The organism is Streptomyces aureoversilis (assembly GCF_042657885.1).
Classification (GTDB): domain Bacteria; phylum Actinomycetota; class Actinomycetes; order Streptomycetales; family Streptomycetaceae; genus Streptomyces; species Streptomyces aureoversilis.
This window is the reverse complement of the sequence record NZ_JBHSKJ010000001.1, coordinates 608,679-632,137: the sequence shown is the minus strand read 5'-3', so window position 1 is coordinate 632,137 and position 23,459 is coordinate 608,679. Positions and strand designations below refer to the sequence as shown.

The 23,459-nt window shown below is 73.4% G+C and carries 1 protein-coding gene; it reads right to left on the bottom strand.

The features are described from left to right. Positions 1 to 2: 2 nt before the first annotated feature. A complete protein-coding gene (locus ACFPP6_RS02555) occupies positions 3 to 23,411 on the bottom strand; it encodes a type I polyketide synthase (protein ID WP_382036594.1) in 23,409 nt (7,802 codons plus the stop codon). Positions 23,412 to 23,459 lie beyond the last annotated feature (48 nt).

Sequence of the window (23,459 nt, the reverse complement as noted above, 5' to 3'; positions counted from 1 at the left end):
GGTCAGGAGATCCCGAATTCCTTGCCGAGCAGATCGAATACTTCGTCGTCCGTGGCCGATTCCAGATCGCTGCCCGTTCCAGGGCCTTCCGGTACCGGCGACCTGCCGGATTCACCGGCAATCGCCAATACAGCCTGGAGCTTTGACAGGATCCGGTCGCGAGCTTCACTCTCTGACAACTTCGTGACCAATTCTTGTTCGACCCTGTCCAGGTCAGCAAGTAGGGAATCCACTAGGGCTGGTTCGGCCGCCCCGGTCGTCTCCGTGAGCACATGACGTGCCAGGAGAGCGGGCGTCGGGTAGTCGAAGACCAGCGTCGCGGGGAGCCGCAGCCCGGTGGCCTTGTTCAGCCGGTTGCGCAGCTCGACGGCCGTCAGCGAGTCGAATCCCAGGTCCTGGAAGGCATGTTCCGGCCGGACCGTCTGGGCCGACGCGTGCCCCAGGACCGCGGCCACCTCGGCCCGGACCAGGTCCTGCACGGCCTTGTCCCGCTCGGCCTCCGGCAGCCCCTCCAGACGGTCTGCCAGCGAGGACACCGACGGCGCGGCAGCGGCCTGCACCGCCGCCCTCCGGGCCGCGGCCGGCACGAGAGCGCGCAGCACCGCCGGCGCTTCACCGGCGCGCAGCGCACCGGTGTCGATGCGCACCGGGGCGAGCACCGCCGCCTCCGAAGCCAGGGCCGCGTCGAACAGGCGCAGCCCCTCCTCCGGCGGCAGCGGCAGCACGCCGCTGCGCGCCATCCGCGCCCGGTCGGCCTCGGCGAGTCCCTCCGTCATCGCACCGGACTGCTCCCACACGCCCCAGGCCAGCGAAATGGCGGGCAGGCCCTGGGCGCTGCGGTACGCCGAGAAGGCGTCGAGGAAGGAATTCGCCGCCGCATAGCTCGCCTGACCGGCGCTGCCGACCATTCCGGCGACGGACGAGAACACCACGAACGCGGCCAGGGCCATGTCCCGGGTGCAGTCGTGCAGATTCAGCACGGCGTCCACCTTGGGACGGAACACCTCCCTCAGCCTCTCCGGTGTGACCGAGGCGACGACTCCGTCGTCGAGAACACCGGCCGTGTGCACGACCGCCGACAGCGGATTTCCGCCGAGCCCGTCCAGCATTCCGGAGACGGCTTCCCGGTCGGCCACGTCGCAGGCCGCCCAGGTGACTTCGGCGCCCCATGCGGCCAGCTCGGCCTCCAGCTCGGCCGCACCGGGCGCCTCCGCGCCCCGGCGGCTCGCCAGCAGGAGCCGGCGCACCTTGTGCTCCGACACCAGGTGCCGGGCGACCAGCGCGCCCAGCGACCCGGAGGCCCCGGTAACGAGGACGGTGCCGTCGGCGAGGTCCGGCACGTCTCCGCCGCCGGTGTCTGCCCCCGCGGCCTTCGTCAGGCGCGGTACGAGCACGTCCTGGCCGCGCACCGCGAACTGCGGCTCACCGGAAGCGACCGCGGCGGGCAGCACACGGACCGCCGCCTCCACATCCTCGGCCTCCACCAGCACGATCCGATCCGGGTTCTCCGACTGCGCGGACCGCACGAGACCCCACACCGCAGCATGAGCCAGATCACCGGGACGGGTCACCAGCGCCAGACGCGCCGGACGCTCCTCCCCCAGCCACCACTGCACCAGCTCCAGAACCTCGCTCACGATGCCGTGCACCCGCTCGGCGGTGTGCGCACCGGACCCGGATCCTGCCGGGCACGGCACGACCGCGACATCGGGAAGGGCCGGTTCGGCGGACAGAGCGGCCAGGTCAGCGTAAGCCCGTACGTCACTCCGGACGTCACTCGGTACGTCGATCCCTGCGGCAGTCCCGGTGAGGGCCACCGGCTGCCACGCGAGGCCGAACAGCGAGTCGTCGGCACGCCCGCCGGCGCCGCCCGCCTTGAGCAGCTGCTCCCGCGACACCGGGCGCAGCGACAGCGAGCCGGCCGTGGCCACCAGGCCACCGGCGGCATCGGCCACGGTCAGCGACACCGCGTCGGTGCCCGTCCGCGAGGCCCTGACCCGCAGCGCCGTCGCCCCGGCGGCCCGCACACCCACCCCGGACCAGGCGAAGGGCAGCAGCGGCCCGTCGCCGACGGGGACGAGCCCGCCCGCGCCGATCGCATGCAGCGCCGCGTCCAGCAGCGCCGGATGCAGGGCAAACGCGCCCGGTTCCGTGCCTTCGGGCAGGGCGACCTCGGCGAGGACGTCGTCCCCGCTGCGCCACACCGACCGCAGCCCCCGGAAGACCGGGCCGTAGCCCAGGCCGAGTCCGGCCAGGCCCTCGTAGTACCCCGTCAGGTCGACGGCCTCCGCGCCCGCCGGCGGCCACGCGCCGGCGTCCGCACCGTGCGGCGGCTCGGACAGCACATCCGTGAGGAAACCGACCGCGTGCCGGACCCACGGCGCCGCATCCGGAGCGTCCTCCAGCCGCGAGTGCACGCTCAGCGCGCGCCGGCCCGGCTCCTCCTCGGCACCGACCCACACCTGCACGGCCACACCGCCGCGCTCCGGGACGACCAGCGGCGCTTCCAGCGTCAGGTCCTCGATCTGCGCACAACCGGCCTCGTCACCCGCACGCACCGCCAGCTCCACCAGCGCGGTACCCGGCAGCAGCACCCTGCCCATGACCGTGTGGTCGGCGAGCCAGGGGTGGGTCTTGAGCGAGAGCCGCCCGGTGACCAGGAACCCGCCGGCGCCCGGCAGCGCGACCGCCGCACCCGCCAACGGGTGCTCGGCCGCACCCAGCCCGAGCCCGGTGGCAGCAGCGCTGCCCGTGAACTCCTCGGGCACCTCCAGCCAGAACCGCTCGTACTGGAAGGCGTACGTGGGCAGGTCGACGCGACGGGCACCCGGGAAGAGCGCCTGCCAGTCGGGGGAGACGCCGTACGTGTGCAGTTCGGCGAGCGCGGTGACGACGGCCTGCGGCTCGGGACGATCGGCCCGTACGACCGGGATGGTGATCACGTCGTCGTCCAGGCAGCCCTGGGTGAGGGCGCTGAGAACGCCGCCGGGGCCGATCTCCACGAAGGTCGTCACGCCCAGGTCGTGCAGGGTCTGGACACCGTCGGCGAAACGGACCGCCTCGCGGACGTGCCGGACCCAGTACTCGGGGGTGTACGACTCGGCGAGGCGGCCGGTGAGGTTGGAGACCACCGGGATCCGCGGCTCGTTGAAGGTCAGACCGCGGACGACCGCGGCGAAGTCCTCCAGCATCGGGTCCATGAGGGGCGAGTGGAAGGCGTGGCTGACCTTCAGGCGGGAGGTCTTACGACCCTGCTGCTTGAAGACTTCGCCGATCGCGGTGACGGCGTCTTCGGCACCGGAGACCACGACGGACTGAGGTCCGTTGATCGCCCCGATGCCCACCTGCTCAGTGAGGTGCGGCAGGACTTCCTCCTCGGTCGCCTGGACCGCCACCATCGCACCGCCGGCGGGCAGTGCCTGCATCAACGCAGCACGCGCCGACACCAGCTTCGCCGCGTCCTCCAGGGACAGCACCCCGGCCACGTGAGCCGCAGCGATCTCGCCTACAGAGTGACCGGCCACGTAATCCGGCCGGACGCCCCACGACTCCAGCAGACGGAACAGCGCCACCTCAACAGCGAACAGCGCAGGCTGGGTGCACCCGGTCTGATGAAGCGTTTCCGCATCCACATCGACCGGCGCGTCCAGCAGCGCACACACCTCGTCGTAAGCCGCCGCGAACACCGGATAGGCCGCGTACAGCTCACGCCCCATTCCCAGCCGCTGCGACCCCTGACCCGAGAACAAGAACCCGACCTTGCCCCCGGCGCCCGTCTCACCCTCGACGACCCGGGCGGACGGAGACCCTGCGGCCAGCGCACGGAGCCCTTCCAGGAGTTCGTCCCGGCTCTCCCCCACGACGGCAGCTCGGTGTTCCATGGCCGAGCGCGTGGTGGCGAGCGAGAAGCCGATGTCGGCCGGCTGCAGATCGGTGGCCGCGTCGGAGAGGGACAGCAGGCGTTCCGCCTGCGCCCGCAGCGCCGCCTCGGTCCTGCCCGACAGCACCCATGGCACCACCACGTCCGAGACCGGAGTCGGGGAGGAGGACGGGGACGGCTCGGCCATGGCAGGCGCCTGCTCGACGATCACGTGGGCGTTGGTGCCGCTGATGCCGAAGGACGACACAGCTGCTCGCCGCGGCAGGTCGCCCGCGGGCCACTCCACCGCCTCGGTCAGCAGGCGCACCGCGCCCGCCGACCAGTCCACGTGCGGCGTCGGCTCGTCCACGTGCAGCGTCCGCGGCAGCACACCGTGCCGCATCGCCATCACCATCTTGATCACGCCGCCGACACCCGCAGCGGCCTGCGCGTGACCGATGTTGGACTTCAGCGACCCCAGCCACAGCGGCCGGTCGCCGTCCCGCTCCTGGCCGTACGTGGCGATCAGCGCCTGGGCCTCGATCGGGTCGCCGAGCCGCGTGCCCGTGCCGTGTGCTTCGACGGCGTCGACCTGGTCCGAGGACAGGCCGGCGTTCGCGAGCGCCTGCCGGATCACCCGCTGCTGTGCCGGACCGTTGGGCGCCGTCAGGCCGTTGGACGCACCGTCCTGGTTCACCGCGGTGCCGCGAACGACCGCCAGCACGTGATGCCCGTTGCGCCGGGCGTCCGACAGCCGCTCCACGAGCAGCATGCCCGCACCCTCGGCCCAGCCCGTACCGTCCGCACCCGCGGCGAACGCCTTGCACCGGCCGTCGGCCGACAGGCCGCGCTGACGGCTGAACTCCACGAACGTAGAGGGAGTCGCCATGACCGTGACGCCGCCGACGAGGGCCATCGAGCACTCGCCGGTACGCAGGGCCTGGGTCGCCAGGTGCAGCGCCACGAGGGAGGACGAGCAGGCCGTGTCGACCGTGACCGCCGGTCCTTCGAGGCCGAAGGTGTACGAGACGCGGCCCGACGCGATGCTGCCCGCGCTGCCGCTGCCCAGGTAGGCGTCCATGCCCTCCGGGGCCGTCTTCACCCGCCCGCCGTAGTCGTGGTACATCACGCCGGCGAAGACACCGGTCCTGCTGCCCCGCACCGAAGCCGGATCGATGCCGGCCCGCTCGAACGCCTCCCACGACGTCTCCAGCAGCAGCCGCTGCTGCGGATCCATCGCCAGCGCCTCACGCGGCGAGATCCCGAAGAAGGCGGGGTCGAACTCGGCCGCCTCGTGGAGGAAGCCGCCGTGGCGCACGGAGGACTTGCCGGAGCGGTCGGGGTCGGGGTCGTAGAGGTTCTCGACGTCCCAGCCGCGGTCCTCGGGGAAGCCGGAGATCGCGTCGCCGCCGGACGCGACGAGGCGCCACAGGTCTTCGGGCGACCGCACGTCACCGGGGAACCGGCAGGCCATGCCCACGATCGCGATCGCCTCGTCCGTCCCGCCGACCGCGGCGACCGCGGCCTCGGACTGCTCCTGGACGCCCAGCGTCTCGGCCAGCAGGTAGCGGGAGAGCGCGGCGGGCGTCGGGTGGTCGAAGACCATGGTCGCGGGGAGCCGCAGCCCGGTCGCCGCGTTGAGGCGGTTGCGGAGTTCCACCGAGGTGAGGGAGTCGAAACCGGCGTCCTGGAAGGCGTGTTCGGGCTGAACCGCCTGGACCGAGGCGTGTCCGAGGACGGCTGCGACCTCGGTACGCACCAGGTCCAGCACCACCTGCCCGCGCTCGGCCTCCGGCAGCCCGGCCAGCCGCTGACCCAGCGATCCCTTCGGCGCGGTCTGCGCCGCGCGCCGCGCGTTGCCACGCACGGGGCCGCGCAGCCCTCGCAGCACCGGGGGCACCGTGCCCTGCAGGCCGCCGAGGTCCAGCCGCAGCGGGGCGACGGCCGCCCGGTCCAGGGCCAGCGCCGCGTCGAACAGCCGCAGGCCCTCGTCGACGGCTATCGGGGCCAGGCCCACCCGCTTGAGCCGGGTGAGGTCCGCCTGGTCGAGCCGGTCGGCCATGCCGCTGCCCTGCTCCCACAGGCCCCACGCCAGTGAGGTCGCGGGGAGGCCCTGGGCGCGGCGGGCTTCGGCGAAGGCGTCGAGGAAGGTGTTCGCCGCCGCGTAGTTGCCCTGCCCGGCGCTGCCCAGGATTCCGGACACCGACGAGAAGACCACGAACGCCGACAGGTCGCTCGTCAGCTCGTGGAGGTTCAGCACGGCGTCGACCTTCGGGCGCAGCACCGTATCCATGCGCTCCGGGGTCAGCGCGGCGATCACGCCGTCGTCGAGGACGCCGGCCGTGTGCACCACGGCGGTCACCGGTGTGCCGGCCAGTACGCCGGCGAGGGCGTTCCGGTCGGCGGCGTCGCAGGCCGCCCAGCGCACCTCGGCACCCCATGCGGCCAGCTCGGCCTCCAGCTCGACTGCGCCCGGGGCCTGCGCGCCGCGCCGGCTGAGCAGCAGCAGGCTGCGCACACCATGGGCGGCGACCAGGTGCCGGGCGACGAGCCCGCCCAGCGCACCGGACGCACCGGTCAGCAGGACAGGGCCTGCGCCGAAGTCCGGCGTAACAGCGTCCGTCCCGGTGGCCTTCGCCAAGCGCGGTACGAGTACCTCCTGGCCGCGCACCGCGAACTGCGGCTCACCGGAAGCGACCGCGGCGGGCAGCACACGGACCGCTTCCTCGGTGTCCTCGGCCTCCACCAGCACGATCCGGTCCGGATTCTCCGACTGCGCGGACCGCACGAGACCCCACACCGCAGCATGAGCCAGATCACCGGGACGGGTCACCAGCGCCAGACGCGCCGGACGCTCCTCCCCCAGCCACCACTGCACCAGCTCCAGCACGGCATGGGTGACTTCGCGGACCCGGGTGGCCGTGTCCACGCCGGCCCCGGTCGGGCACGGAACGGCGACGACGTCCGGTGCCCCTTCCGATTCCGACTCCCGCAGTGCCTCGAAGCCCGCGAAGGACTCGATCACCAGCGCTTCCGCTCCGGAGGAGGCGGAGGGCAGTGCGAACGGCGTCCACTCCAGCCCGAACAGCCGGTCACCGTCACCCGCACCGCGCAGTTGCTCCGCCGAGACGGCACGCAGCGACAGCGACTCGACCGAGGCCACCGGATCACCGGCACCATCGGCCACGGCCAGCGTCACCGAACCGGTGCCGGTCCGCGACAGCTTCACCCGCACCATGGCCGCACCGGCCGCCTGAAGAGCGACACCGGACCAGGCGAACGGCAGGACCGGCCCGTCGTCCAGCGAGACCAGCCCACCGGCGGCCAGGGCGTGCAGCGCCGCGTCCAGCAGCGCCGGGTGCAGAGCAAACGCGCCCGGTTCCGCGCCTTCGGGCAGGGCGACCTCGGCGAGGACGTCGTCCCCGCTGCGCCACACCGACCGCAGCCCCCGGAAGACCGGGCCGTACTCCAGGCCCGCAGCAGCCATGTCCGCGTAGAACGCGGTCAGATCGACGGCCTCCGCGTGTGCGGGCGGCCATGCGCCGACGTCCGCAGCGGGCGGTGCCTCGGCCGAGGACAACACACCCGTCGCGTGCCGCACCCAGGAACCGTCTTCGACGCGCGAATGCACCCTCAGCTGCCGCCGGCCGGACTCGTCCTCCGAGCCGACCGCCACCTGAAGGGTGACGCCGCCGCGCTCGGGCACGACCAGGGGCAGTTCCAGCGTGAGGTCCTCGATCCATCCGCAGCCGGCCTCGTCGCCCGCCCGGACCGCCAGCTCGACGAACGCGGTGCCGGGCAGCAGAACGGTCCCGTTCACGGCGTGGTCGGAGAGCCACGGGTGGCTTTCGAGGGACAGCAACCCGGTGAGCAGGAACCCGTCGCTGTCGGCGGTCGCGATCGCGGCACCGAGCAGCGGGTGGTCCGCCGCCCCGAGCCCGGCCGCCCGGACGTCACCGGGGGCCTGGGGTACGTCAAGCCAGTAGCGCTCGCGCTGGAACGCGTAGGTGGGCAGGTCGACGCGGCGGGCGCCGGGGAAGAGCGCCTGCCAGTCCGGGGAGAATCCGTGGGCGTGCAGCCGGCCGACGGCGGTGACGATCGCGTACGGCTCGGGGCGGTCGGCACGCAGGGCGGGGATGGTGATCACGTCGTCGTCCAGGCAAGCCTGGGTGAGGGCGCTGAGCACGCCGCCGGGGCCGATCTCGACGAAGGCCGTCACGCCCAGGTCGTGGAGGGTACGGATGCCGTCGGCGAAACGGACCGCCTCGCGGACGTGACGGACCCAGTACTCCGGCGTGTAGGGCTCGGCGAGGCGGCCGGTGAGGTTGGAGACCACCGGAATCCGCGGCTCGTTGAAGGACAGCCTGCCGACGACCTCGGTGAACTCCTCCAGCATCGGGTCCATCAACGGCGAGTGGAAAGCGTGGCTCACCTTCAACCGCGACGTCTTACGACCCTGCTGCTTGAAGACCTCGGCAATCGCCACGACGGCATCCTCGGCACCGGAGACCACGACGGACTGCGGGCCGTTGATCGCCGCAATGCCGACCCCGTCGGTCAGATGCGGCAGCACCTCGTCCTCGGTCGCCTGAACGGCAACCATGGCTCCACCGGCGGGCAGGGCCTGCATCAGCGCGGCACGCGCCGACACCAGCTTCGCCGCGTCGTCCAGCGACAGCACACCCGCCACATGAGCCGCAGCAATCTCACCCACAGAGTGGCCGGCCACGTAATCCGGCCGGATCCCCCACGACTCGAGGAGCCGGAACAGCGCCACCTCGACCGCGAAGAGGGCAGGCTGCGTGGATCCCGTCTCGTGCAGGGTCTCGGCATCGACGTCGACCGGCGCATCCAGAAGCGCACACACCTCGTCATACGCCGCAGCGAACACCGGATACGTCGCATACAGCTCACGGCCCATCCCGATCCGCTGCGAACCCTGACCCGAGAACAAGAACCCGACCTTGCCCCCGGCAGCACCACTCACCGCATCGGCACCGGAAGCAACCGCCTCCAGCCCCCGCCGGAACTCCGCGAGGTCACCACCCACGACCACGGCCCGGCGCTCCAGCGCCGCGCGCGACGTGGCCAGCGAGAACGCCACATCAACCGGGTTGACCCCAGTACCGCCGCCGGCACCCTCGGTGTCCATGAACGACAGCAGCCGGTCCGCCTGGTCCCGCAGCGCCGCCTCACTCTTCGCCGACAGCACCCACGGCACCACCGCAGCCGAGGCCGCGTCCGAAGAAGGCGTCGGCGACGGCGTGGCCCTGGCAGGCGCCTGCTCGACGATCACGTGGGCATTCGTGCCGCTCACACCGAACGAGGACACTGCCGCTCGCCGCGGCGCGTCGCCCGCGGGCCACTCCACCGCCTCGGTCAGCAGCCGTACCTCACCCGCCGACCAGTCCACGTGCGGCGTCGGCTCGTCCACGTGCAGCGTCCGCGGCAGCACACCGTGCCGCATCGCCATCACCATCTTGATCACGCCACCGACGCCCGCGGCCGCCTGCGCGTGACCGATGTTGGACTTCAGCGACCCCAGCCACAGCGGCCGTTCGCCGTCCCGCTCCTGGCCGTACGTCGCCAGCAGCGCCTGCGCCTCGATCGGGTCACCCAGTTTCGTACCCGTACCGTGCGCTTCGACCGCGTCGACCTGGTCCGACGACACACCGGCGTTCGCGAGCGCCTGCCGGATCACCCGCTGCTGTGCCGGACCGTTGGGCGCCGTCAGGCCGTTGGACGCACCGTCCTGGTTCACCGCGGTACCGCGGACCACCGCCAGCACCTGATGCCCGTTGCGCCGGGCGTCCGACAGCCGCTCCACCAGCAGCATGCCCGCGCCCTCGGCCCAGCCCGTACCGTCCGCACCCGCGGCGAACGCCTTGCACCGCCCATCGGCCGACAGGCCGCGCTGACGGCTGAACTCCACGAACACGGACGGGCCGGCCATCACCGTGACGCCGCCGACGAGAGCCATCGAGCACTCGCCGCTCCTCAAGGCCTGGGCCGCCAGGTGCAGCGCCACCAGGGACGACGAGCACGCCGTGTCGACCGTGACCGCCGGTCCTTCGAGGCCGAAGGTGTACGAGACGCGCCCCGAAGCGACGCTGCCCGCACTGCCGTTGACGAGGTAGCCCTCCAGGCCGGCCGGCGAGGTGTGCACGCGGCCGCCGTAGTCGTGGTACATCACGCCGGCGAACACACCGGTCCTGCTGCCCCGCACCGAAGCCGGATCGATGCCGGCCCGCTCGAACGCCTCCCACGACGTCTCCAGCAGCAACCGCTGCTGCGGATCCATCGCCAGCGCCTCACGCGGCGAGATCCCGAAGAACTCGGCGTCGAAGTCCGCCGCGTCGTGCAGGAAGCCGCCTTCTCGCGTGTAGCTGGTGCCCCACTGGTCGGGGTCCGGGTCGTAGAGGTTCTCGACGTCCCAGCCGCGGTCCTCGGGGAAGCCCGACACCGCGTCGCGGCCGGAGAACACCAGCTGCCACAGGTCTTCGGGCGACTGCACGCCGCCGGGGTAGCGGCAGGCCATGCCCACGATCGCGATCGGCTCGTCCGCCGCGCCGCCGGCCGTGGCGACGGTCACCGGCGCGGTCGCCGTCTCGCCGGAGCCCGCGGCTTCGGCGGTGAGGAAGCGGGCGAGGGCGAGCGGGTTCGGGTAGTCGAAGATCAGTGTGGCGGGCAGGCGCATGCCGACAGCCGAGTTGAGGCGGTTGCGCAGCTCGACGGCGGTCAGCGAATCGAACCCGACGTCCTTGAACGAGTCGTCCGCGCCGACCGCCTGCGCGCCGGCGTGCCCGAGCACGGTGGCGACCTCGGTACGCACCAGGTCCAGCACCACCTGCCCGCGCTCGGCCTCCGGCAGCCCGGCCAGCCGCTGACCCAGCGATCCCTTCGGTGCGGCCTGCGCCGCCGATGCCGCGCGCCGGACCGGAGCGACCCTGACGAGGCCGCGGAGGACCGCCGGTACGGGCTGCTGCCCCGGTCCGTCGCGGAAGGCGGAGGTGTCGAGCCGGACCGGGACGACGGCCGCCCGCCCGGTGGCCAGGGCCGCGTCGAACATCCGCAGGCCGTCCGCCGACGGGATCGCGGCAAGGCCCATGCGCTTGATGCGCGTGAGATCGGTGTGGTCGAGGCTGCCGGTCATCGCGCTCTCGCTGTCCTGCGCCCACAGGCCCCACGCCAGCGAAGTGGCGGGCAGGCCCTGGGCACGGCGGTGCTCGGCGAGGGCGTCGAGGAAGGTGTTGGCGGCGGCGTAGTTCCCCTGGCCCGGCGTGCCGAGGGTGCCCGCCACGGAGGAGAAGAGCACGAACGCGGACAGGTCGCCGGACAGCTCACCGGCCAGTTCGTGCAGGTTCAGCGCCGCGTCCACCTTGGGGCGGAACACGCCGTCCAGCCGCTCGGGTGTCAGCGCACCGATGATTCCGTCGTCCAGGACGCCGGCGGTGTGGATGATCGCGGACAGGCCCCGCCCGGCCAGGAGTTCGCGGACGGCGTCGCGGTCGGCCACGTCGCAGGCGGCCCAGGTGACCTCGGCGCCCTGCGCGGTCAGGTCGGCGGCGAGCTCGGCCGCACCGGGTGCGTCCCCGCCGCGGCGGCTGACGAGCAGCAGGCTGCGGACACCGTGCTCGGCGACCAGGTGCCGGGCGAACAGTCCGCCCAGCCCGCCCGACGCGCCGGTCAGCAGGACGGTGCCGGAACCGAGGGCGGGAAGCTCTGCCCCGGTGTCCGTCCCCGTCCCCGTCCGCGTCTCCCTGTCCGTGTCCGGCGCGGCGATGCGCACCAGCCGCGGCACCCGGACCTCGCCCGCGCGCACCGCGGCCTGCGGCTCGCCGGAGGCGATCAGGCCGGGCAGCACCCGGGCAAGGCCGGCGCGGTCGTCACCGCTGTCGGCGGCGGTTTCCACCAGCACGATGCGGTCGGGGTTCTCGCTCTGTGCCGAGCGCACCAGCCCGCTGACCGCCGACTGGGCGAGGTCTCCCGTACGCATCACGAGCACCAGCCGCGACGGGCGTTCCTCGGCCAGCCACCACTGCAGCAGCTCCAGCACGGCGTTGCCGACCTCGCGGACCCGGGCGGCGGTGTCCGAACCGGCCCCGGTCGGGCACAGCACGACCACGGCGTCGGTGCCGATGCCGGTGCCGGTGCCGGTGTCCGGCAGCGCGCCTGCGGCCCGTAGCGCGGCGAGGTCTTCGTACGTGTCGATCCTCATGCCGTCCGGCGCGGCCGGCAGGCTGACCGGTGTCCACTCCAGGCCGAAGACCGAGCCGTCGCCACCGGAACCGGCGCGCAGCTGGTCGGCGGGGAGCGGGCGCAGCGTCAGGGAGTCGATCTGTGCGACCGGCTCGCCGGTGCCGTCGGCCAGTACCAGCGACACCGTGGAGGTGCCGGTGCCGGCGCGCGAGACCTTCACCCGCAGCACGGAGGCTCCGGCGGCCGCCAGGCGCACGCCGCTCCAGGCGAACGGCAGCAGCCCGTGCCCCGTCCCGGCCTCGGGCTCGACCGCCCCCAGCCAGACGGTGTGCAGGGCGGCGTCGAACAGTGCGGGGTGCAGACCGTACGCGCCCGCGCCCGTCCGCTCGGCGCCGGGCAGTTCCACCTCGGCGAAGAAGTCGTCCCCGCTCCGCCACGCGGCGCGCAGCCCCTGGAAGACGGGGCCGTAGTCGAGCGCCATGCCCGCGAGGCGGTCGTAGAAGCCGTCGACGTCGACCGGCTCGGCGCCCGCGGGCGGCCATGCGGCGAGCGAGCCGTCCACCGGGCCCGGGGCGACGGCCAGGAAGCCGGACGCGTGCCGGACCCACGTCCGCTCGGACTCGTCCTCGTGGGCGTACGCGTCCCCGTCGTCGATCCGCGAGTGCACGGTCAGCGGCCTGCGGCCGGCGCCGTCGTCGGCGCCGACGCGCACCTGCAGGGCGACGCCGCCGCGCCCGGGCACGAGCAGCGGGGTCTCCAGCGTCAGCTCTTCCAGCAGGTCGCAGCCCACGGCGTCGGCAGCGGTGATCGCCAGCTCGACGAACGCGGTTCCCGGCAGCAGGGCGACCCCGTTCACGGCGTGATCCACCAGCCACGGATGCGTGTGCGCCGAGAGCCGCCCGGTGAGCAGGTGCCCGTCGCCGTCGGCCAACGGCACGGCGGCCCCGAGCAGCGGGTGACCGGCCTCGCCCTGGCCCACCGCACGCATGTCACCGGCGGAGGCGGGGGCGTCGAGCCAGTAGCGCTCGCGCTGGAAGGCGTACGTGGGCAGGGTGATGCGCCGGGTGCCGGGGAAGAAGGCGTGCCAGTCCACTTCGACGCCGCGGACGTGCAGCTGGGCGTACGCGGTGGTGATCGCCTGCGGCTCGGGGCGGTCGGCGCGGAGGACGGGGACGGTGAGGACGCCGTCGCCTTCGTCGTCGAGGCAGCCCTGAGTGAGGGCGCTGAGGACGCCGCCGGGGCCGATCTCCACGAAGGTCGTCACGCCCAGGTCGTGCAGGGTCCGGACACCGTCGGCGAAGCGCACGGCCTCGCGGACGTGGCGGACCCAGTATTCGGGGGTGTACGGCTCGGCCAGGCCGCCCGTGAGGTTGGAGACCACCGGGATCCGCGGCTCGCCGAAGGTGAGGCCGCGGACGACCTCGGCGAAGTCCTCCAGCATCGGGTCCATCAACGGCGAGTGGAAGGCGTGGCTGACCTTCAGGCGGGACGTCTTACGCCCCTGCTGCTTGAAGGTCTCGCCGATCGCGACGACTGCGTCCTCCGCGCCGGAGACCACCACGGACCGCGGGCCGTTAACGGCCGCGATGCCGACCTGTTCGGTCAGGTGCGGGAGGACTTCCTCCTCGGTGGCCTGGACGGCCACCATCGCACCACCCGCGGGCAGCGCCTGCATCAGCGCAGCACGCGCCGACACCAGCTTCGCCGCATCGGCGAGCGACAGCACACCAGCCACATGAGCCGCAGCAATCTCACCGACCGAGTGACCGGCCACGTAATCCGGCCGCACACCCCACGACTCCAGCAGACGGAACAGCGCCACTTCGACCGCGAACAACGCAGGCTGCGTCGAACCCGTCTGATGAAGCGTTTCCGCATCGACATCGACCGGCGCGTCCAGCAGCGCACACACCTCGTCATAGGCAGCAGCGAACACCGGATGCGCCGCGTACAGCTCACGACCCATCCCGATCCGCTGCGAACCCTGACCCGAGAACAAGAACCCGACCTTGTCCGCCGGGTGCGCGCGCCCCGCAACGACGTTGGCCGCCGGCTCTCCCGCTGCCAGGGCTTCCAGCCCCGCCCGCAGTTCGGCCGTGTCGGTGCCGATCACCGCGGCCCGGTGGTCGAGTGCCGATCGCGTCGTGGCCGACGAGAATCCGGTGTCGGCCGGCGAGACGTCGTCGGCTGCGAAGGCCAGCAGACGCTCGGCCTGTGCCCGCAGCGCCGCCTCGCTCTTCGCCGACAGCACCCACGGCACGGGCACAGGACGGTGTTCCCCGGCTCCGGCCGGCTCGGCCTCGGCCGGGGCCGAGCCGGTCGGCTCTGCCCCGGCCTCCGCGGGCGCCTCCTCGATGATCGTGTGCGCGTTGGTGCCGCCGATGCCGAAGGACGACACCGCGGCCCGGCGCGGCAGGTCGCCCGCGGGCCACTCCACCGCCTCGGTCAGCAGGCGCACCGCGCCCGCCGACCAGTCCACGTGCGCGGTCGGCTCGTCCACGTGCAGCGTCCGCGGCAGCACACCGTGCCGCATCGCCATCACCATCTTGATCACACCGGCGACACCCGCCGCGGCCTGCGTGTGGCCGATGTTGGACTTGACCGACCCCAGCCACAGCGGCCGGTCGCCGTCCCGCTCCTGGCCGTACGTCGCCAGCAGCGCCTGCGCCTCGATCGGGTCGCCGAGCTTGGTGCCCGTGCCGTGCGCCTCGACGGCGCCCACGTCGGCAGGCGTGAGTCCGGCCGAGGCCAGGGCCTGCCGGATGACGCGCTGCTGCGAGGGGCCGTTGGGCGCGGTCAGGCCGTTGGACGCACCGTCCTGGTTGACGGCGGAGCCCCGCACGACCGCCAGCACCTGATGTCCGTGGCGCTGAGCGTCGGACAACCGCTCCACCAGCAGCAGGCCGACGCCTTCGCCCCACCCGGTGCCGTCGGCACCGGCCGCGAACGCCTTGCAGCGGCCGTCCGCCGACAGGCCGCGCTGACGGCTGAACTCCACGAAGAGGTCCGGCGTGGTCATGACGGTGACGCCGCCGACCAGGGCCATGGTGCACTCGCCGCTCCGCAGTGCCTGCGCGGCGAGGTGGAGGGCCACGAGCGAGGACGAGCAGGCCGTATCGACCGTGACCGCCGGGCCCTCGAGGCCGAACGTGTAGGAGATGCGGCCGGAGACGACCGACGCCGCCTTGCCGGTGAGCGCGTACCCCTCGATCTCCTCGGGTGCGTTGCGCAGCCCGTTGGCGTAGTCCTGGCCGTTGGTGCCGATGAAGACGCCGGTGCGGCTGGCGCGGACGGACGCGGGGGCGATGCCGGCGCGTTCGAAGGCCTCCCACGCGGTCTCCAGCAGCAGGCGCTGCTGCGGGTCCATGGCCAGTGCCTCGCGCGGCGAGATCCCGAAGAGGGCGGCGTCGAAGCGGTCGGCGCCCTGGATGAATCCGCCCTCACGCGCGTACGTCCTGCCGGACCGGTCGGGGTCGGGGTCGTAGAGCGAGTCGATGTCCCAGCCGCGGTCGGTGGGGAAGCCGGACACCGCGTCCCGGCCGGAGCGCAGCAGCTCCCACAGGTCCTCCGGCGACTGGACGCCGCCCGGGAAGCGGCAGCTCATGCTGACGATCGCGAGGGGCTCGTCGGCCGCGGCGGCGGCCGACGCCTGCGCGGCTTCCGCCTCCAGCCCGTGCCGGCCGAGGAGTTCCTCGCGCAGGTGGCGGGCGAGGGCGGTGGGGGTCGGGTGGTCGAAGACCAGGGTGGTGGGCAGCTTGAGGCCGGTGGCCGTGTTGAGCCTGTGGCGCAGCTCGACGGCGGTGAGCGAGTCGAAGCCGGTCTCGCGGAACGTCCGGTCGGCCTCGAAGGCGCCCTTGCCCGTGTGGCCGAGCACGGTGGCGGCCTGCTCGCGGACCAGGTCCAGCAGGATGCGGTCCTGCTCCCCCGGCGTGCCGCCCAGGAGGCGCCGGCCCAGCGCGGACGCGGGCACGCCGGTGCTCTGCGCGGCCTGGGCGCGTGCTTCGAGGGCCTCTCGGGCCTCGGGCACACCCTGCAGCAGCGGGCAGGGGCGGGTGCCGGCGAAGGCCGGGACGAAACGGTCCCAGTCCACGTCGGCGACGGTCACGGAGGTCTCGCCGTGGGTCAGCGCGCCGTGCAGCACGGAGATCGCGGGAAGGGCCGCGATCGCCCGGACGCCGCGCCGCCGCAGGTGGTCGCCGGCGGCGCCGCCGGCCATGCCTCCGTCCGCCCAGGATCCCCACGCGACGGCGAGCGCGGGCAGGCCCTGTGCACGGCGCTGCTCGGCGAGGGCGTCGAGGAAGGCGTTCGCGGCACCGTAGGCGCCCTGGCCGCCGTTGCCCCAGACGCCCGTCATCGAGGAGAACATCACGAAGGCGTCGAGGTCGTGACGGCGGTCCTGCGTGAGCTCGTGCAGGTGGAGCGCGGCGCCCACCTTGGGGCGCAGCACGTGGTGCAGGCGCTCGGGCGTGAGCGATTCGACCAAGCCGTCGTCGAGCACGCCCGCGGTGTGCACCACGGCGTTCACGGCGTGCCGGCCGAGCAGCTCGGCGAGCGCGGCCCGGTCGGCCGCGTCGCACGCGGCGACGGTGACCCGTGCGCCCAGTTCCTCAAGCTCCGCCTTGAGTTCGGCGGCGCCCGGAGCGCCGGGGCCCCGGCGGCTGGTGAGCAGCAGGTGTTCGGCTCCGGCGGTGGCGAGCCAGCGGGCCACGTGCCCGCCGAGCGCACCCGTGCCGCCGGTCACGAGCACGGTGCCACGCGGCGACCACGGCGTGTCCGCCGGTGCGGCGCTCTGCGGGGCGCGTACGAGCCGGCGGCCGGACACGCCGGACGCGCGCACGGCGAGCTGGTCCTCGTCGGCCTGGGTCAGCAGGCCCGCCAGCCGCTCCAGCGAGCGCGGGTCGAGTGCGGCGGGCAGGTCGACCAGCCCGCCCCAGCGCTGCGGCTGCTCCAGGGCGACGACGCGGCCCAGGCCCCAGATCAGGGCGGATGCGGGGTCGGTGAGCGGGTCGGAGGTGCCGGTCGACACCGCGCCGCTGGTCAGGCACCACAGGGGGGCTTCGATCCCGGCGTCGCCGAGGGCCTGGACGAGGAGGACGAGCCGCTGGAGGGCGTCCGTTCCCCCCTCGGCCCGTGCTTCGGCCCGTGCTTCGGCCCCTGCCGCGGCGAACACGATGCCTGCGGCTTCCCCGTGGCCGGCGTCGGCCAAGGACCGGGCCAGCGAGTCGCGGTCGGCGTCCTCGTCCACGACGAACGGGACGAGGTCGACGCCGAGTTCCGTCAGGCCGGTGTGGATCGCCTCGGTCCAAGCGCTCTCCTCGGAGGTCACATAGAGCCAAGTCCCCGAGGGAGCAGAACCCCTGATGTCGCCGAGCGGCTGCCAGGTGATCCGGTAGCGCCAGCCGTCGGCGGTGGACTGCTCGCGCCGCTGCCGGCGCCAGGCGGACAGTCTGGGCGCGACCACGTCCAGTGCGGCGGGCTCCAGCCCCAGGAGCGCGCCGAGCGAGGCACGGTCCTCGCTCTCGACCGAGTCCCAGAAGTCGGCGTCCAACGCCTCCGGTGCGCCGGCGGCTGCCGTTCGGGGCGCATCGAGCCAGTAGCGCTCGCGCTGGAACGCGTAGGTGGGCAGGTCGACGCGGCGGGCGCCGGGGAAGAGCGCCTGCCAGTCCGGGGAGACGCCGTGGGTGTGCAGCTGTCCGAGGGCGAGGGTGATCGCCTCCGGCTCGGGACGGTCGGCACGGAGTGCGGGAACCGTGACGACGGCTTCGTCGTCCAGGCAGCCCTGGGTGAGGGCGCTCAGCACGCCGCCCGGGCCGATCTCCACGAAGGTGGTCACGCCCAGCTCGTGCAAGGTCCGCACGCCGTCGGCGAAACGTACGGCCTCGCGGACGTGCTGGACCCAGTACTCGGGGGTGTACGGCTCGGCGAGGCTGCCGGTCAGGTTGGACACCACCGGAATCCGCGGCTCGCTGAAGGACAGACCGCCCACGACCTCGGCGAAGTCGGCCAGCATGGGGGCCATCAGCGGCGAATGGAACGCGTGGCTGACCTTCAGACGGGACGTCTTACGGCCCTGCTGCTCGAAGACCTCGGCGATCGCGGTGACCGCGTCCTCCGCACCGGAGACCACGACGGACCGCGGACCATTGACCGCCGCAATACCGGCGTGCTCGGTCAGGTGCGGCAGGACTTCGTCCTCAGTGGCCTGGACCGCCACCATCGCACCGCCCACCGGCAGCGCCTGCATCAGCGCAGCACGCGCCGACACCAGCTTCGCCGCATCGGCGAGCGTCAGGACGCCCGCCACATGAGCGGCCGCAATTTCACCTACGGAGTGACCGGCCACGTAATCCGGCCGGATCCCCCACGACTCCAGCAGACGGAACAGCGCCACCTCGACCGCGAACAACGCCGGCTGCGTCGAACCCGTCTGGTGCAGCTCCTCCGACTCGACGTCCACCGGCTCGTCCAGCAGCGCACACACCTCGTCGTACGCCGCGGCAAAGACGGGGTGGGCCTCGTACAGCTCACGCCCCATGCCGATCCGCTGCGAACCCTGCCCCGAGAACAGGAACCCGACCCTGCCTCCGAGGGCACCGCCCACCGGAGCAGCTCCCGAGGCGACCGTCTCCAGCCCCCGCCGGAAGTCGGCAAGTTCCTCACCCACGACCACCGCGCGACGCTCCAGCGCCGCACGGGACGTGGCCAGTGAGAACCCCACATCGGCCGGCCGGACCTCGGCACCCTCCGCGTCCAGGAAGGACAGCAGCCGGCCCGCCTGGTCCCGCAGCGCCGCCTCGCTCTTCGCCGACAGCACCCACGGGACCGGTCCTGCGGCGGTCACCTCGCGGGCGGGCTCGTCGCTCGTGGCGGCCTGCTCGACGATGACGTGCGCGTTGGTGCCGCTGATGCCGAACGAGGACACCGCGGCCCGGCGCGGCAGGTCGCCCGCGGACCACTCCACCGCCTCGGTCAGCAGCCGTACGCCGCTCGCCGACCAGTCCACGTGCGGGGTCGGCTCGTCGACGTGCAGGGTCTGCGGCAGCATGCCGTGCCGCATCGCCATGACCATCTTGATCACGCCGGCCACGCCCGCCGCGGCCTGGGTGTGGCCGATGTTGGACTTCAGCGACCCCAGCCACAACGGCCGGTCGCCGTCCCGCCCCTGGCCGTAGGCGGCGATGAGGGCCTCCGCCTCGATGGGGTCGCCGAGCCGCGTGCCCGTGCCGTGCGCCTCGACCGCGTCGACGTCGCCCGGCGCGAGTCCGGCCGAGGCCAGGGCCTGCCGGATCACCCGCTGCTGGGAAGGACCGTTCGGCGCCGTGAGTCCGTTCGACGCGCCGTCCTGGTTGACCGCGCTGCCGCGTACGACCGCCAGTACCTGGTGGCCGTTGCGCTCGGCGTCGCTGAGCCGCTCCACCAGGAGCATGCCGACGCCCTCGGCCCAGCCGGTGCCGTCCGCGCCGGCCGCGAACGCCTTGCAGCGGCCGTCCGCCGACAGGCCGCGCTGACGGCTGAACTCCACGAACATGCCGGGCGTGGACATCACGGTCACGCCGCCGGCCAGGGCCATCGTGCACTCGCCGCTCCGCAGCGACTGGACGGCCAGGTGCAGGGCGACCAGCGACGAGGAGCACGCCGTGTCCACCGTGACCGCCGGGCCCTCGAGGCCGAACGAGTAGGCCACGCGGCCCGAGGCGACGCTGGTGGTCGTGCCGGTCAGCAGGTAGCCCTCGATGCCGTCGACCGGCTCGTGCAGCCGGGGGCCGTAGTCCTGTGCCGTCGCGCCGATGAACACGCCCGCCCGGCTCCCACGGAGCGTGGCCGGGTCGATGCCGGCACGTTCGAAGGCCTCCCACGCGGTTTCCAGGACCAGGCGCTGCTGCGGGTCGATCGCTACGGCCTCCCGGGGGCTGATGCCGAAGAAGCCGGCGTCGAACTCGGCCGCCTCGTGGAGGAAGCCGCCCTGCCGTGTCGAGGACTTGCCGGGGGTGCCGGGCTCCGGGTCGTAGAGCGCTTCGACGTCCCAGCCGCGGTCCGTCGGGAATCCGGAGACGGCGTCACCGCCGGAGGCGACGAGCCGCCACAGGTCCTCCGGAGAGCGCACGCCGCCGGGGAGGCGGCAGCTCATGGCCACGATGGCGATGGGCTCGTCGGGGTCGGCGGCGGTTCCGGGGAGGGCGACCCCCGCGACCTCGCCCTCGCCCTCGCCCAGGGATTCCGCGCCGAGGTGGCGGGCGAGGGCGGCCGGGGTCGGATGGTCGAAGAGGAGTCCGCTGGGCAGGCGCAGTCCGGTGGCCTCGCCGAGCTGGTTGCGCAGTTCCACCGAGCTGAGCGAGTCGAAGCCGAGGTCCTTGAAGGTCCACTCCGCCTGGACCTGGTGGGCTTCGGCGTGTCCGAGGACGGCGGCGATGTGGGCGCGGACCAGGTCGAGCACCACTTCGTCGCGCTCGGACTCGGGCAGGCCGGCCAGCCGCCGGGCCAGGGCTCCCACCGGCTCGCTCGCGGTCCCGGCGGTCGCTTCCGGCTGCGGGGCGGCAGGCGCCCAGGAGGTGTCGGTGGAGGCCGGGACGGAGGTGGAAGCGGAGGCAGAGGCGGAAGCGGAGGGCGTGGCGGCATCGTCCAGCCAGTACCGCTGCCGTTCGAACGCGTAGGTGGGGAGCGCGACCTTACGCCGTGCGCCCCGGCCGTCGAACAGGGCGGTCCAGTCCGGTTCCACGCCGTGGACGTGCAGTGAGCCGACCGCCGCCAGCAGGGCGTGCGCCTCGGGGCGGCGGGCGCGCAGGGCGGGCACGAACAGGGCGTCGCCGTCGGCGCTGGTGCGGGCCATGGAGGTCAGCACACCGCCGGGGCCGAGCTCCAGGTACGTGCGGACGCCCTGCTCGTCGAGACGGGCGACGCCGTCGGCGAACCGGACCGCGTCACGGACGTGGCGGACCCAGTAGTCGGCCGTGCTCCCCTCGTACGTGTCCTCGGCCTCCTCCCCGGCGGACAGCCGGCCCGTCACGTTGGACACGATCGGGATGCGCGGGGCGTGGAAGGCCAGGTCCTCGGCCACGCGGCGGAACTCCGCCAGCATGGGTTCCATGTGCGGGGAGTGGAAGGCGTGGCTGACCCGCAGCCGGCTGGTCTTGCGGCCCAGGGCCGCGAAGGCGTCGGCGATCTCGGTGACGAGGTCCTCGTCGCCGGAGACGACGACGGAGTCCGGGCCGTTCAGCGCGGCGATGCTCACGCGGTCCGTGCGCTCGCCGATGCGGGCGCGGACCTCGTCCTCCGCGGCCTGGACCGCGATCATGGCGCCGCCGGCGGGAAGCGCCTGCATCAGGCGGCCGCGCGCGGCGACCAGGGCGCAGGCGTCGGCGAGCGAGAGGACGCCGGCCACGTGCGCGGCGGCGAGTTCACCGACGGAGTGGCCCATCAGCACGTCGGGGGTGATGCCCCAGCTCTCCAGCAGCCGGAACAGGGCGACCTCGACGGCGAACAGCGAGGTCTGCGTGTAGAGGGTTCGGTCGAGCTCGGCCGCTTCCGCGGAGCCCTCGGGTGCGAACATCACCTCGCGCAGCGGCCGCGGCAGCCGGGGGTCGAGGTGTGCGCACACCTCGTCCAGCGCGGCGGCGAACGCCGGGAACGCCTCGGCCAGTTCGCGGCCCATGGCGGCGCGCTGGCTGCCCTGGCCCGAGAAGAGGAAGGCGAGCTTGCCGCGCGGGCGGGTGCGGCCCGTGGTCAGGGCGGCGTCGATGCCGCCGGTGGAGAGCTCGCGCAGGGCGCGCAGGAAGTCGTCGCGGTCCTCGCCCACGACGACGGCCCGGTGCTCGAAGGCGGTGCGGCCGGTGGCCAGTGACCGGCCGACGTCGGGCAGGGAGAGGCCGGGGTGCGCCTCGGTGTGCGAGAGCAGGGCGGCGGCCTGGGCGCGCAGCCCGGAGGCGGTCTTGGCGGACAGCGGCCACGGTGTCGGTGCCGTGTCCGGCTCTCCCACGGCCCCCGCGGGTTCCGCCTCGTCCGCCGCGGCGCGGTGTTCCGCGAGCACGATGTGGCAGTTCGTGCCGCCCATGCCGAACGAGCTGACTCCGGCGAGCAGCGGGCGGTCGTCCTGGGCGTCCCAGGCGGCGTGCTCGGTCTGTACCCGGAGGTTCAGCCGTGTCAGCGGGATCGCCGGGTTCGGGGTCTCGAAGTTGAGGCTGGCGGGCAGTTCGCGGTGGCGGAGCGCCAGGGCGGCCTTGAGCAGGCCGGTGATGCCGGCGGCGCCCTCCAGGTGGCCGACGTTGGTCTTGGCCGAGCCGACCCGCAGCGGCTGCTCGGGGTCGCGTCCGGCGCCGGCGCCGAGCACCGTGCCGAGCGCGGCCGCCTCGATCGGGTCGCCGACCTTGGTGCCGGTGCCGTGCAGTTCCACGTAGCCGACGTGGGCGGGGTCGACTCCGGCGCGCTCGTAGGCGAGGCGGAGCACCTGTTCCTGTCCGGACTGCAGGGGCACGGTCAGGCCGTCGCCGCCGCCGTCGTTGTTGACGGCGCTGCCGCGGATCACGCAGTGGACCGGGTCTCCGTCCGCGACGGCCTGGGCCAGGGGCTTGAGGACGACGATGCCGCCGCCCTCGCCGCGGACGTAGCCGTTCGCGCGGGCGTCGAAGGTGAAGCAGCGGCCGTCCGGGGACAGGCCGCCGAACTTGGCGGCACCCAGGGTGCTTTCGGGGACGATGTTGAGGTTCACGCCGCCCGCGAGCGCGATCGTCGACTCCCCCTTGCGGAGGCTCTCGCAGGCCAGGTGGACGGAGACCAGGGAGGAGGACTGGCCGGAGTCCACGGTCATGCTCGGGCCGTTCAGGCCGAGGAAGTACGACACCCGGTTGGCGATGATGCTGCGGTGCAGACCGGTGACGGTGTGCGGGGAGATGGCGGTGAGCCCGGATCGGTGGTGCAGGGTCGCGTAGTCGTCCCAGATGGCGCCGACGAACACACCGGTCCGGGTGGAGCGCAGCGTCCCGGCGCGCACGTGCGCGTCCTCCAGCGCTTCCCAGGCCAGTTCCAGAACGAGCCGCTGCTGCGGGTCCATGGCGGCGGCTTCCTTGGGGGAAAGCCCGAAGAACCCGGCGTCGAAATGGCCGATGCGGTCGAGGAATCCGCCGCGGCGGATGTCGGTCCTGCCCGGTACGGACGGGTCGGCGTCGGCCACCGCGGCGCCGTCCCACCGGTCCGGGGGGACATCGGTGATCGCGTCCGCACCCTCGCTGAGCAGCCGCCAGAAGGCGGCCGGATCGTCGGCTCCGGGCAGCCGGCAGGCAAGACCGATGACAGCTATGTCATCGGTCCCGACCGCCGAACCGGCGCGATTCCCCGATCCGTTGAGCCCGGACTCGACCATATTGCGCTCCACCCACCCACACAGAGAACGAAAAGGCACCACCCCGCC

Bases quoted from the DNA above. Each gene is read 5' to 3' on its own strand.
- ACFPP6_RS02555 (WP_382036594.1), bottom strand. From the start codon at position 23,411: ATGGTCGAGTCCGGGCTCAACGGATCGGGGAATCGCGCCGGTTCGGCG.